This is a genomic window from Thauera sedimentorum, assembly GCF_014489115.1.
In the GTDB taxonomy this organism is placed as follows: Bacteria; Pseudomonadota; Gammaproteobacteria; order Burkholderiales; family Rhodocyclaceae; genus Pseudothauera; species Pseudothauera sedimentorum.
The window spans coordinates 895,375-907,920 of sequence record NZ_JACTAH010000002.1 but is presented as its reverse complement, the minus strand read 5'-3'; the positions used below and the strand labels follow the sequence as shown (position 1 = coordinate 907,920).

General features: G+C 72.2%; 10 protein-coding genes. 2 read left to right on the top strand and 8 right to left on the bottom strand.

The window, feature by feature from the left end; all coding sequences use genetic code 11:
• Nucleotides 1-3 precede the first annotated feature (3 nt).
• The 3 genes from IAI53_RS14005 to modD all read right to left on the bottom strand — a co-directional run bounded on the left by IAI53_RS14005 (nt 4) and on the right by modD (nt 2,255).
• Nucleotides 4-825: a TOBE domain-containing protein gene (locus IAI53_RS14005; protein WP_114650151.1), complete on the bottom strand. Its 822-nt coding sequence runs from the start codon at nt 823-825 to the stop codon at nt 4-6.
• A gap of 187 nt (nt 826-1,012) precedes the next feature.
• Nucleotides 1,013-1,405 (bottom strand): hypothetical protein, encoded by a 393-nt coding sequence (locus IAI53_RS14000; protein WP_187718787.1) that lies wholly within the window; start codon nt 1,403-1,405, stop codon nt 1,013-1,015.
• A complete protein-coding gene (modD, locus tag IAI53_RS13995) occupies nt 1,398-2,255 on the bottom strand; it encodes a ModD protein (protein WP_187718786.1) in 858 nt (285 codons plus the stop codon). Before modD ends, IAI53_RS14000 begins: the two co-directional genes overlap by 8 nt.
• Before the next feature lie 213 nt (nt 2,256-2,468).
• On the opposite strand from modD, the gene IAI53_RS13990 reads away from it, so the two are divergent.
• Complete coding sequence (locus tag IAI53_RS13990; protein WP_114650154.1) at nt 2,469-2,897, top strand: TOBE domain-containing protein; 429 nt, start codon at nt 2,469-2,471, stop codon at nt 2,895-2,897.
• 187 nt (nt 2,898-3,084) lie between these two features.
• Nucleotides 3,085-3,645 (top strand): hypothetical protein, encoded by a 561-nt coding sequence (locus IAI53_RS13985; protein WP_187718785.1) that lies wholly within the window; start codon nt 3,085-3,087, stop codon nt 3,643-3,645.
• Nucleotides 3,646-3,917: 272 nt separating this feature from the next.
• Here IAI53_RS13985 and recD read toward each other — a convergent pair whose 3' ends face one another.
• From recD to thpR, 5 genes are all read right to left on the bottom strand, one after another.
• On the bottom strand, nt 3,918-5,756 hold the full coding sequence (gene recD, locus IAI53_RS13980) for an exodeoxyribonuclease V subunit alpha (RefSeq protein WP_225433318.1): 1,839 nt from the start codon (nt 5,754-5,756) through the stop codon (nt 3,918-3,920).
• The gene (gene recB / locus IAI53_RS13975) at nt 5,753-9,430 is read right to left on the bottom strand and encodes an exodeoxyribonuclease V subunit beta (protein ID WP_187718784.1); all 3,678 of its coding nucleotides are present in this window, start codon (nt 9,428-9,430) and stop codon (nt 5,753-5,755) included. The genes recD and recB overlap by 4 nt, the downstream gene beginning before the upstream one ends.
• Before the next feature lie 146 nt (nt 9,431-9,576).
• Complete coding sequence (locus IAI53_RS13970) at nt 9,577-11,226, bottom strand: methyl-accepting chemotaxis protein (protein WP_225433317.1); 1,650 nt, start codon at nt 11,224-11,226, stop codon at nt 9,577-9,579.
• A gap of 131 nt (nt 11,227-11,357) precedes the next feature.
• Nucleotides 11,358-11,858, bottom strand: coding sequence for a DNA-deoxyinosine glycosylase (locus tag IAI53_RS13965; protein ID WP_187718783.1), 501 nt, complete (start codon nt 11,856-11,858; stop codon nt 11,358-11,360).
• Nucleotides 11,855-12,400 (bottom strand): RNA 2',3'-cyclic phosphodiesterase, encoded by a 546-nt coding sequence (thpR, locus tag IAI53_RS13960; RefSeq protein WP_222948309.1) that lies wholly within the window; start codon nt 12,398-12,400, stop codon nt 11,855-11,857. The genes IAI53_RS13965 and thpR overlap by 4 nt, the downstream gene beginning before the upstream one ends.
• Nucleotides 12,401-12,546: the final 146 nt, after the last annotated feature.

Below are 12,546 nucleotides of genomic sequence, written 5' to 3'. Positions count from 1 at the left end.
AGATCAGTCGTAGGTCGCCAGGATCACGCTGGACGACTTGAAGATGGCGCAGGCGCGGGTGCCGACCGCCAGGCCGAGGTTTTCGCAACTGCCGTGGGTGACCACTGCGGTCACGTTCTTGCCCGAGGGCAGCAGCAGGGTGACCTCATCGTTCACCGAGCCTTCATGGATGGCCGAAACCTCGCCCCACAGCTGATTGCGCGCGGTCAGGCGGATCTCGCTGTCGGTGGACAGCAGCACCGAGGAGGACTTGACCAGGGCGAACACTTCCTTGCCGATCGCCAGGGCGAGGTTCTCCGCGCTGGCCTTGGTGATCACCGCGACGATCTCGGTGTGCTTGTCCAGACGCAGGCGCACCTCGTAATCCACCTCGCCGTCACGCAGCGCTACGATGGGGCCGGAGAACTGGTTGCGTGCGCTGGTCTTCATGGCCATGCGCTGCATCAGGCGGCGGAACTCGTCGATGCTCACCGGGCCGTCGTCGGCCAGGCGCGCGGCCACGCGCTCCAGCGCCGCCTGGGTCTCGATCTCCAGCGCGCGGTACATCGCCACCATGCGCCGGCCGTAGTCGGTGAGCAGCGTGCCGCCGCCCTGGCGCCCGCCGGTGACGCGTACCACCAGCGGTTCGGGCGACAGGTTGTTCATGGTGTCCACCGCGTCCCAGGCCGCCTTGTAGGACAAGGGCACCGCCTTGGCGGCCTGGTTGATCGAGCCGAGGCGGTCGATCGCCTCCAGCAGGCGCACCCGGGTATCGGACAGCGCGCTGCCGGCCGGGGCATCGATCGACAGGCGGCCCAGCAGGCGTTCGGGACATTGCGGGGTCATGGTCGCTCCTTTTATGTTCATCGATATACAGCGAAGATCATGCCAGCGGCCCTGCCTGCACCCATCGCTTGCATTGAAGCACTACAAGCCATGCGCGCCACCGCCAGCGGACAATGCCTGTCGTTTTTTATGTAGTCAACAATATAAAGCGTCAACATCCCTACACCACTGTCCGGCTGCCCGCGGATCAACGCGGCATCGTCTCGCTAAGCACGTAGAAGACCTGCCCGGGTCCGCAGGCGTCATTGCCAATCACCACCCTGCGCACCAGCCAGCGCTCATCGCGCAGCAACCAGGCAGTTACCGCTTCGCCGGCCGCGGCGCGCAGGTAGAACTCCTCGTCGTCGTCCGAGCATGGTTCGCTGAGCATCCATTCGTGCGCGTAGTAGCAGCACGCGCCATCGGCGTCACGCCCGAATACCCGCTGCGCGGCGAGTTCCGCGTCACAGTGGATCTCGAAGGCAATCGGCACGATGACCTGCGTCCGCCACGCCGCAGGCAGTTCGCGGCGCCACGGATGTTCGGCGGCGCGATGCCCGCCGGCTCTCCCGCGCGGCTCGGGCGCAAGGTGCTCACGCATGGCGCCCTCCCTTGCCCGCGCACTCGAAGCGCACCGCCACGTCCGCGGGCGGCGCCGTATAGGGCGCCGAGGTAGCGATCATGTCGGCACCGGACGAGGCATAGGCTGCGGCGTTGTGCACGCCCACGCCGCCGGTGGCCACCAGCAGCGGGGCGAGGCCGGCGGCCTGCAGGCGTTCGCGCAGCGCGGCCAGCCGGTCCGGCGGGAACTTCTCCAGTTGCAGGATCTCGGCGCCGGCCTCGGCCCAGGCGAGCACCTCGTCCGCGTCGCCCACTTCGACCACTGCGCGCTTCTCCGGCTGCAGGGCGCGCAAGCGGCGCACCGTGGCGCCCGGCTCGGCGTCGATGAACAGGCGGTGCTCGGCGAACACCAGCAGGGTCTCCGACAGGCCGAGACGATGCACGATGGCGCCGCCGGCGCGCACTGCCTTGACCGACAGCGCCTTGGTGCCGGGCACGTTCTTGCGCGTGCATGCCACCGCCAGCGGGCGCGCGGCATCCACGATGGCCGCGGCCGCGGTGGCGATGCCGCTCATCCATTCGACCAGGTTCTGCGCGGTCTTCCACGCCCGGTGCAAGGCGGCGGCCGAACCTTCCGCGCTCAGCAGCAAGGCGCCGGCCTCGACCGGCGTGCCGGAGCCGGCCCGTACCTCGCAGCGCGTGTCGCCGGCCAGCTCGAACAGGCGGCGCGCTTCCTCGGTGCCGCAGGCGCGCATCGCGCCCCGGGCGCGGAACTCGACGCGGGCCGGGGCCGCGCCGATGCCGAGCGTCTCGGTGGTGAGATCGCCGGCCGGCACGTCGTCGGCCAGCAGGCGGTACAGGGCATCGTCGGACAGGGCACAGTCGCTCATCGGATCTCCGGGGATCGGCTTGTTTATCTACCGTCGTATATAGCGATATCCATGCCAAGCGAGGGGGCGTTATTCGCCTCGCTATGGTTGCGGCAAAACAACGCTAACAAATAGAGTGCGCCTCACGGAGACAGGCGTGAGCATGCCCGCGTTTCTATGTAGCGAACAACACAACGCGACAACGAACCGACAAACAGTCATACGGAGAACGACATGAAGGTCAGCGCCCGCAACGTCTTCCGCGGCAAGGTCGCCGCCACCCGGCCTGGCTCGGTGAATGCCGAAGTGGACATCGACCTGGGCGGCGGCGACCGCCTGGTGGCAGTGGTCACCCTCGCCAGCCTCGAGGACCTCGGCCTAGCCCCCGGCAGCGAGGTCATCGCCCTGGTCAAGGCACCCTGGGTGATGGTGCTCACCGACGCCTCGGGCGTGAAGCTCTCGGCACGCAACAATCTCGCCGGCACGATCAGCGCGGTGGCGGTGGGCGCGGTCAATGCCGAAGTCACCATCGCCCTTCCCGGCGGCACCGAGGTGATGGCGGTGATCACCCGTGACGCGGTCAACGAGCTCGGACTCAAGCCCGGGGTGGCGGCCACCGCGGTGATCAAGGCCTCGCACGTCGTGCTCGGCGTGCCGGTCTGAGCGCCACTGCGTCGCAAACCCGACAATCCTGTCGCACAGGCGCCCCGGACCAGCACTCCGCCACAAGTCCGGGTTTCCGCGAACTCCCTGTAATGGCGCTGCATGGCGGCCACCCGGTCGCCTTGCCGGCGACATGGCGCGCTTCCTGCTGACTGGAGGCATTTCATCCACTGCACGAGGACGCGAGATGCTGCTCAAGCGCTACGAAGAACAGAACCTGCTGTTCAACTCCAACTTCACCGAGCCGGCCGGTGGCGGGCTGACCGCCTATCGCGGCGACCTGGTGCTGACCGAAGGCGAAGTGGCCGACGCCTCCGGCCGCCGCAAGCCGCCCACCGCCAGCGTGCGCCAGGCCGTGCTGCTGGCCGGCGACGACAAGCTGGTGCTGGCCGCCGGCCAGCTCGACGAACTCGCCAAGCTGCCGCTGTTCGTCGAGCGCTACGCGGCCGACTTCGCGCCCGACATGCAGGCGGTGTTCTTCGTGAACAACATCGGCAAGCCGATGCAGCTGGCGCTGGGCGGGGTGACGTTCCGCCTGCTGCCGCTGGAGGACGGCATGGTGTGGAACGAGTTGCTGGAAGAACTGCGCCTGGAAAAGAGCGACCTCAAGGGCCAGTCGGCTGGCGAGAAGGTGGCCACCGTCTGTGCCGCGCTCAAGGACTACAAGGCGCGCGGCGCCGAAGTGGCGCTGGAAGCGGCGCTGGCTGACACCATCGAGGTGAAGCACGGCGGTCGCGGTCCGGTGTGAGGCGCCGGCCGACCAACGGGTAGGAGCGGGCTCGCCCGCGATGCGGCCGTCGTCTTGCCACACGCCGCATCGCGGCCAAGGCCGCTCCTACACGGACAGGCGCGTCGCCAGCCCTGGGTGGCGCCGGTACGCCCGACACAGGCGGCAAGCGAAGGCCGGCGCGTGGCGCGGGTAACGCCGATGTACGCTTCGGCCGGCCAACGGGTAGGAGCGGGCTTGCCCGCGATACGGCCGTCGTCTTGCCACACGCCGCATCGCGGCCAAGGCCGCTTCTACACGGACAGGCGCGCGGCCAGCCCTGAGTGGCGCTCGGTGCGCCGGCCGCAGGCGGCGGCGAAGGCCGGGGCACTGCCGGCGATCGCCACCCGCTGCGCAGCGCGGGTGACGCCGGTGTACAGCAGTTCGCGGGTGAGCACCGGCGAATCCGCTTCCGGCAGCACCATCAGCACTTCCTCGAATTCCGAGCCCTGGGCCTTGTGCACGGTGAGCGCGAAGGCGGTCTCGTGCGCCGGCAGGCGCAGCGGCGCGAGTGCGCGGTAGCCGCCGCCGGGCGCCGGGAACCAGACCTGCAGTTCGCCGGCGGCATCGGCCAGCGTGAGACCGATGTCGCCATTGAACAGTCCGAGCAGGTAGTCGTTGCGCAGCACGATCACCGGGCGCCCCGGATACCAGTCGCTGCCCGGACCGCGGTCGGCCGGATGGACGAGGGCGGCGCGCAGCCACTGGGCGAGGCGCGCATTGAGCGCGCGCACCCCGCGCGGCCCCTCGTGCACCGCGGCGAGCACGCGGAAACGGTCGAAGGCGGCGAAGGCTGCCGCCGGATCGTCGACGCCCGCGCGCAGGGCATCCAGGAATGCGCCGTAGCCCGCCTCGGCGTGCGCCAGCACCGCGGGCGCGGGCGCGCGCTCGGCGTCCTCCAGCCAACGTACCGCGGGATCCTCGGCCTCGCGCAGCCAGGCCAGCGTGGCACCGCCTTGGCCCGAGTTGATCCCGGCGGCCAGCCGGCCGATGCCCGAATCGGCGGCGAAGCGGTGGCTCTCGGTCAGCCACACCACGCTGTCGGCGAGCGCCCCCGGTTCGCCCGCTTGGGTCGGCGCGTGGCCGGCGAGCGCTTCCAGCCGCGCGCCGGTAGCCGCCGAGAAGCGGCTGCCGGCCGATAGCTCCGCGAACACCGCGCCGGCCTCCACCGCGGCGAGCTGGTCCTTGTCGCCGAGCAGGATCAGGCGCGCGGCGGGCGACACCGCATCGACCAGGCGCGCGGCGAGCGCGAGGTCCAGCATCGAGGCCTCGTCCACCACCACCACGTCGAAGGGCAGCGGATTGTCGGCGTGGTGGCGGAAGCGCCCGGCCTGCGGGGTGACGCCGAGCAGGCGGTGCACCGTCCACGCCTCGGCGGGCAGACGCTCGCGCAGTTCGGCCGGCAGGCGCCCGGCACGGCCGCGCAGGGCTTCGAGCATGCGCGCGGCGGCCTTGCCGGTGGGCGCGGCCAGCGCCACGCGCAGGTCGGGTTGCAGGCTGAGCAGGCAAGCGAGCAGGGCCGCCACCGTGGTGGTCTTGCCGGTGCCCGGCCCGCCGCTGATCACCGTGAGCCGGCGCAGCAGGGCGAGCGCGGCGGCGAGCTTCTGCCGATCGGGGCCCCCGTCGGCACGCGGCGGGAAGAAGGCATCGAGCAGGTCGCGCAGGCGCGCATCCTCGGCCGGAGCGCCGGCAGCGTCCTGCGCACGGGCGCGCAGGGCGGCGGCCAGGGCACGCTCCAGGTCGTAGTGACGGCGCAGGTAAAGGCGGCCGGCGGCGTCGAGCACCAGCGGATGCGCGCTGCCCGGCGCCAGCGCCTGCCCGTCACGGGCGACCACGCCGCTGGCCAGCAAGTGCTCGCGTAGCGTCGCCGGGTCGTCGTCGGCGAACTGATCCAGCGGCAGGCACACATGGCCGGCGCTGCCGGCGAGCGCGAGCTGGCGCGCCACCCGGCGCAGCGCGGCCTGCGCGGCGGATGGCGCGCCCAGGCGCTCGGCCCAGGCCGCGGCGTGGTCGGCGAAGCCGTTGGCAAGATCGAGCGCCGCCGGGGCGGCGCCCGCTGCGGGGGGCGGAAGGTCGGCGTTCATGGTGTTCATGCGGGCTGCAGCGTGGGTTCGCCTGCCAGCAGGCGGTCGAGCGCGTCGATCACCGCGGCCTCGGCGCGATGGCGGAACACGCCGGCGGGCACGCCGTCCGTCTGCCAGTGCGGGCGCACACCGCGCACGAAGAGGTAGAGCACGCCGCCGAAGTGGCGTTCGTAGTCGTAGTCCGCCAGCGTGCGGCGTAGATGGCGGTGCACCGCGACGGTGTAGAGCAGCTGCTGCAGGTGGTAGCCATGCGCAGCCATGGCGCCGGCCAGCGCCGGCGGCGCGTAGTCCTGCATGCGCTCGCCCAGGTGGTTGGACTTCCAGTCCAGCACCCAGTAGCGCCCGTCGTGCTCGAACACCAGGTCGATGTAGCCCTTCAGGTAGCCGGTCAAGTCACCGAAGGCGAGCCGCGGCGCGGGATAGCGGTGCGCGGCCAGCCAGGCATTGAGCGCCTCCGCGCACAGTTGCGGGGCCGGCAGGTGGAAGCCCAGCTCCACCGCACGGCGCGCGGGCGCCACGCGGTCCAGGCGCAGGCCGGGAGCGAGTTCGGTGGCGAGCACATCATGGAGCATCGCACGCAGCATGCGCGGCAGGACCGCAGCCTCGCCGGCGCGCTGCGGATGGTCGGCCAGCGCGCCGGCGATGGCCGCATCCCAGCCGGCCGGGTCGCGGAAGTCGATGCGCTCGAACACCGCGTGGATGCAGTCGCCGGCCACCGGGCCGCGCGGAAAGCGCAGGATGTCGTCGGCCGGCGGCGCCTGCCCGGCCATGGCCTCGGGCGCCACCGGGCGAGCATGGGCGTCGTGGTCGCGCGCGGCCTCGTCGTGGCGGGCGCCGGACACCAGTGCGCTGAAGCTGCCCACCCGCCAGCCCGGCGGGATGGGCGGCGGAGTGAGCGCCTGCGGGCGGCGGGTGGCGTCCAGGCTGGCGGGCAGGGCCTGTCCGGCGCCTTCCGGCAGCGCGGCGAGCGAGATGCTCGGCCCTTCGGAATGCGCGGCGGAGGCTGCGGCCAGGCCCTGCCAGGCGGCCTCGACCGCCTCCACGCCCGGCTTGGCGGCGAACCAGTCGGCCGGTGCGCTGCCCTGCCCGGCGACCATCCAGTTGAGCAGGCTGCGCGTGCTCTCGCTGTAGCCGGGCTTGCCGAAGGACAGGGTGGCGTAACAGCCCACCACCAGGTAGCAGCGGTGGATCGCGCGGGTCAGCGCGACGTAGATCAGGCGCAGGTCCTCGGCGGCGGCCTCCAGCCTGAGGCGGGTGTCGATCTCCGCCTTGTCCGCCGGGTCGAGCGCGCGGCGGTAGTCGAGCAGCAGTTCGCCGGCCTCGTCGTGCCAGGCACGCAGCTCGCCGTCGCCGCCACGGCGGGCATAGCCGTCGAACAGGAAGGGGCAGAACACCACGCCGTACTCCAGGCCCTTGGCGCGGTGGATGGTGACGATCTGCACCAGGTTGCGGTCGGACTCCAGGCGCAGCTGGGCAGCCTCGCCGCCACCGCTCTCCGCGCGGCGGGTGGCGAGCAGGCGCAGCAGGGCCTCGGGCGCGGCGGCGCCGGCGTCCTGCTGCAGCAGTTCGGCCAGATGCATCAGGTTGGTCAGCCGGCGCTCGCCGTCGGGGCGGACGAGCAGACGGGCGGCGACGCCTTCGTCGGCCATCCAGCGCCGCAGCATGACGCCGAAGCCGCGCGCCAGCCACAGCTCGCGCCAGCGCGCAAAGCGCTCCAGCACCGCCGGCAGGGCGGCCTCGTCGGCGGCGAGCGCCGCCAGCGCGGCGGCATCGCGCCCCATCGCGGTGGTGGACAGCGCCGCCAGCACCCGCGCCGGGCGGGTGGGTTCGGCAATCGCCAGCAGCACGCGTTCGAGCTCCTCGGCGTCCTCACCGTGGAACACGCTCATCTGCGCCAGCTCCACGCTGCCCACGCCCAGCGCGGCGAGCGCGCGGCGCATGCGGCTGCCCTGGCGGTGGCTGCGCACCAGCACGGCGATGTCGCCCGGCGCCAGCGGACGCTCGCCGATGCGCAGCTCGCCGGCAGCGGCCGCGGCGAGCAGGCGGGCGATCTCCGCCGCGCTCGCTTCGGCCGCACGCGCCAGCGCCTGGGCGCGCGGCAGGCGCTCGTCCGGCGCCTGCGCAAGTGCCGGGATCTGCCACAGGCGCAGCGCGGCGGGGTCGCTGCCGGAGGGCGTGCGGTCGATCAGCGGCGCGCGCTGGCGGCCGCCGGGCAGCACCGCCGCGTAGTCCAGCCCGGGAAGCATGAACACCGCCGGGTTGGCGGCGAACAGGCGGTTGCAGGCGTCGATCAGCGCGGGCGTGGAGCGCTGGTTGTGGGCCAGGGTGTAGCGCGCATCGGCCTGCTCGCGCGCGGCGAGATAGGCGAACAGGTCCGCGCTGCGGAAGCTGTAGATGGCCTGCTTGGGGTCGCCCACCAGGAACAGGCTGCCGCGCGCGCCGGGACGGTCGTAGACGCGCGAGAAGATGGCGAACTGCAGCGGGTCGGTGTCCTGGAATTCGTCGATCAGCGCGGCCGGGTAGCGTGCGTGCAGGGCTGCGGCGAGCCAGGGCTGGTCGTCGCCGGTGAGCGCGCGGTGGGCGTTCCACAGGATGTCGTCGAAGGCGATCTGGCGTTGCGCGCGCTTGCGGGTACGCAGGTCTTCGGCACACTCGGCGAGGAAGTCGCGCAGCAGCGCGAGGCGGGCGGCGGCCGTGGCCTCCTCCAGCGCGCTGCGGGCCGCAAGCAGGGTGTCGGCGGCGTCGAAGAAGGGGTGGGCGGGCGGGGCTGCGCCGCCGGTGGACTTGTCCGCCAGCGTGGCGGCGGCGAGCAGGTGCAGCTTGCGCTCCTTGGCGGCCGGCAGGGGGTGCAAGGGGTCGCCGCTGGCCAGCCAGGCCGACCACTGCGCGGCGGCGGTGGCGACGGTTTCCGGCTTGTAGCTGCCCTTGTGCAGCTTGACCGCCGGGCCGTTCAGCATGGCGAGCGCGGCGGGCAGCTGCGTCCCGTCCAGGGCGGCGAAGGCGCGGCGCAGCGCGGTTTCGGCCTCGTCCGGGGAGGATGCGGCAGCGGTTTCGTCCCACAGCCGGGTGGCCAGCGGGCGGGCCATGTCGGCACGCAGGTAATCGGCCCACTTCTCCGGACAGTCGCCGCTGCCCACCAGCAGACGGGCGAGCGCGGCGGGCAGCGCGGCGCCGGCCACCCGGCGGCGCCAGAAATCCTCCGCCACCTCGCGGCGCAAGGCGCTGTCGTCCTCGACCAGTTCCAGCGCATAGGGCAGGCCGGCGGCGAAGGGGGTGTCGGCCAGCGCGCGCTGGCAGAAGCCGTGGATGGTGAAGATGGCCGCTTCGTCGAAGACCTGCAGGGCGTGGCGCAGACGCTCGGCCATGGTCGCCGGATCGATGCCGGCGGCGGCGCTGACCGCGATCAGGCGCGGCACGAAGGGGTCGGGCCCGGGGTCGCCGCCGTCGAGCACGCGCAGGGTGTCGACGATGCGTGCGCGGATGCGCGCGGAGAGTTCGGCGGTGGCGGCCTTGGTGAAGGTGACCACCAGCACGCGGTCCACGGTGAGCCCGCCTTCCAGCAGCAGGCGCAGGTAGAGCCCGCAGATGCTCCAGGTCTTGCCGGTGCCGGCCGACGCCTCGATCAGGCGGATGCCGTCGAGCGGATAGGCAAAGACGTCGGGGGCGAGGTCGGGCGCGGACATGCGCCCGATGATAACGCGGCGCGGGCCTGCGCCGATGTCATCGGGCGGTGCAGCTGCGGTCTTGGCTGCAATCGCGGGCAAGGGAGCGCCTATGCCCGGCCGGCGGGGCTGGCCCGGTCCGCGACCGCCCCGGGGAATGCCGACGCTCAGTGCCTGAAGCGCGCCACCAGGTCGCCGAGCTCGCGGGCGACCTGCTCCAGGCTGTGGGCCGACTCGGCGGTCTGCTGCATGGACGCGCTGGTCTCCTCGACCATCTGCGCGATGCTCTCGACCTGCTGGGCGATGGCGTTGCTCGCCGCACTCTGCTCGCGGGTGGCCAGCGCCACGTCGCGGATGCGCGCCAGGGTGACGCCGGCGCCGTCGCGGATGTCGCGCAGCGACTGGGCGGCTTCCTGGGCGAGGTCGACGCCGCGCTCGACCTGCGGCAGCGCCTTGTCCATGGCGCCCACCGCGCTGGCGGTGTCGCTCTGGATGGCGCCGATCATGCCGCCGATCTCCTCGGTGGCGGCCGAGGTGCGCTCGGCCAGCTTGCGCACCTCGTCGGCCACCACCGCGAAGCCGCGGCCCTGTTCGCCGGCGCGCGCGGCCTCGATGGCGGCGTTGAGTGCCAGCAGATTGGTCTGCGCGGCAATCTCCTTGATCACGTTGGCGATCGAGGAGATCTCGTTGGTGCGCGTCTCCAGCGAACGGATCATTTCGGCCGCCGAGGACACCGTGGTGGCGATGCGGTGCATCTCCTCGGTGGCGGTGGCCACCTTCTGCTCGCCGCTTTCCGCGAGGGCGGCGGCCGAGGAGGAGTTGTCCTCGGTGTCGCGCGCGGAGTCCGAGATGTGGTTGATCGACACGGTCATCTCCTCGATGGCGGCGGCCATCGAGGAGGTGGAGTCGGCCTGGCGGTGCGAGGCCACCGCCACCTGGCTGGAGGCGTGGGAGATGTTCTCCGCGGTGTCCTTGAGCGTCTGCGCGCCGCCGGAGATCTGCCCGACCATGTCGCGGATCGAACGCAGCATGCGCGACAGGCCGCCGAGCAGGCTGTCCGGCGCGGCCGAAGGCACGTCCACGGTCAGGTCGCCACCGGCCGCACGCTCCATGATGGCCATCGCCTCGGCCGGTTCACCGCCGATCTGGCGCAGCACCGAGCGGGCGATCGTCACGCCCAGGCCGATGATGATCAGCATGATCACGCCGCTGACGGTGAGGTCCACCATCAGGCGCGACATGAAGGCCTCGGTGACGTCATCGACGTACACCCCGGTGCCGATGATCCAGTTCCACGGGCTGAAGGTGGCCACGTACTGCAGCTTGTCCACCGCCACCGTGGTGCCCGGCCGCGGGAAGGAGGTGTCGACAAAGCCGGCGCCCTGCGAGCGGGCGGTGTTGACGATGTCCTTCACCGTGAAGCGCCCCTGGCCGTCCTTGACCTCCTCGCTCATGTTGCGGCCGGCCCATTCGGTGCGGATCGGGTGCATCACCGCCACGCCGTCGTTGCGCCAGATGTACACGTATTCCGACTTGCCTTCCGGCCCGCCGAAGCGCATGTCCTGCATCGCCCGCTTGGCCAGTTCCTGCGCCTCGGGCTCGGACAGTTCGCCCGCCGCGGCGCGCGCATGGTAGCCGGCGGCGATCTGCAGGGACGCCTGCACCACCGACTGCACCTGCAGCTTGCGGGCGTCCATCAGGTCTTCCTTCACCGCCAGCGCGCTCAGCATCACGCTGAGTGCCAGGCCGATGAAGGCGGCCAGCACGAGCAGGACGATCTTGGTCTTGAGTTTCATCGAATCGAGCATGGCTGCCATTCTCTCTATGGTTCGGAACGCACTCGCAGGGCGGGTTCCAACGGGTCATCGTCCTGCAATTATCGGATCGCCCCCTGATTGACTTTAGGCATAGCGAAGCGGCGTGGCAAAGCGGGGTGTTGCCGGCGCGCTCAGGATGCGGTCAACACCCGCCAGGCCTCGGCCTTGCGCGCCAGGTCCAGGGCGGCGTGCGCGGGGCTGGTGGACGGCAGGCGCAGCGCCGGCAGATCGGCCCAGGCGCCTTGCGGCAGCACGTGGCGGCGATACGCGGCCTCGGCCGCCGCGCCGTTGAAGTAGACGCGCCGGATGCCCGGATAGGCAGCGAAGAAGGCGCGAAAGTCGTTGGGCTGCGCGCTGGCCGCATCGATCGCCGAATCCAGGCTGCCCGGACGCACGCAGGAAGCCAGCACGTCCCACACCGCCACGCCGGCGGCCTGCAGGCAGGCGACGCGCTCGGCGTAGGCGGCGCGCGGATCGAAGCCGTAGAGCGCACCCATGATGGGCCAGAAGGCATTGCGCGGATGGGCGTAGTACTGCCCGGCGGCCAGCGAGGCGGCGCCCGGCATGCTGCCGAGCACCAGCAGGCGCGCGTGCGGCGCAGCGATCGGCGGAAAGCTGAACACCCGCGTCATGCGCCCGCCTCCGTGGCCGGATAGCGCGCCAGCACGCGATAGCCGCCGTCCGCGCCGAGGTCCGAAGCCACCAGGGCGTAGTGGCTCACCGCCCAGCGCAGCGCGACGGCCTGCGCCGGCGGGCGGGCGCCGGCGGCGCGCCGCGCCAGGGTCAGGTGGGGGCGGAAGGGACGCGCCTCCACCGGCAGATCGGCGGCACGCAGGACGTCGCCCAAGGCGGTGTGCAGGGCCGCCAGCGGCGGCGGCACGACCTGCGGCTCCAGCACCGCGAGCCCTTGCGGCCACAAGGCGGGGCGGTCGAGCACCACTTCGAAAGCGTCGAAGGGCACGGCAAGCCCGGACAGCAGCCCGGCGGTACGCGCGGCCGGCACCGCGCCGATGAAATGCAGGGTCAGGTGCAGCTTGTCGCTGCGCACCCGGCGCGCATCCGCCGGCCAGCGCCAGGCGTCGCGGTGGCGGGCGAGCGCACTGCGCAGGCGCTTGTCCGGCCACAGGGCGAGGAACAGGCGGTCGGTGGGAGGGGCGTGGGCGGGCCGGATCACGCCCGGATTCTACCGCCGGCGGGGGCATCGACTGCGGGAGCGGGCTTGCCGGCGATGCGGCCTGAGGGAGCACGAGCGCTGCATCGCGGCCAAGGCCGCTCCTACGGGAGAAACCGGCCCCTGCGCCGGCGGTGGGTCGGCCAGTT

Excerpts from the sequence above, each read along its gene's own strand:
- IAI53_RS14005 (WP_114650151.1), bottom strand. The coding sequence starts at position 825 with ATGACCCCGCAATGTCCCGAACGCCTGCTGGGCCGCCTGTCGATCGAT.
- IAI53_RS14000 (WP_187718787.1), bottom strand. The coding sequence starts at position 1,405 with ATGCGTGAGCACCTTGCGCCCGAGCCGCGCGGGAGAGCCGGCGGGCAT.
- modD (WP_187718786.1), bottom strand. The coding sequence starts at position 2,255 with ATGAGCGACTGTGCCCTGTCCGACGATGCCCTGTACCGCCTGCTGGCC.
- IAI53_RS13990 (WP_114650154.1), top strand. The coding sequence starts at position 2,469 with ATGAAGGTCAGCGCCCGCAACGTCTTCCGCGGCAAGGTCGCCGCCACC.
- IAI53_RS13985 (WP_187718785.1), top strand. The coding sequence starts at position 3,085 with ATGCTGCTCAAGCGCTACGAAGAACAGAACCTGCTGTTCAACTCCAAC.
- recD (WP_225433318.1), bottom strand. The coding sequence starts at position 5,756 with ATGAACACCATGAACGCCGACCTTCCGCCCCCCGCAGCGGGCGCCGCC.
- recB (WP_187718784.1), bottom strand. The coding sequence starts at position 9,430 with ATGTCCGCGCCCGACCTCGCCCCCGACGTCTTTGCCTATCCGCTCGAC.
- IAI53_RS13970 (WP_225433317.1), bottom strand. The coding sequence starts at position 11,226 with ATGGCAGCCATGCTCGATTCGATGAAACTCAAGACCAAGATCGTCCTG.
- IAI53_RS13965 (WP_187718783.1), bottom strand. The coding sequence starts at position 11,858 with ATGACGCGGGTGTTCAGCTTTCCGCCGATCGCTGCGCCGCACGCGCGC.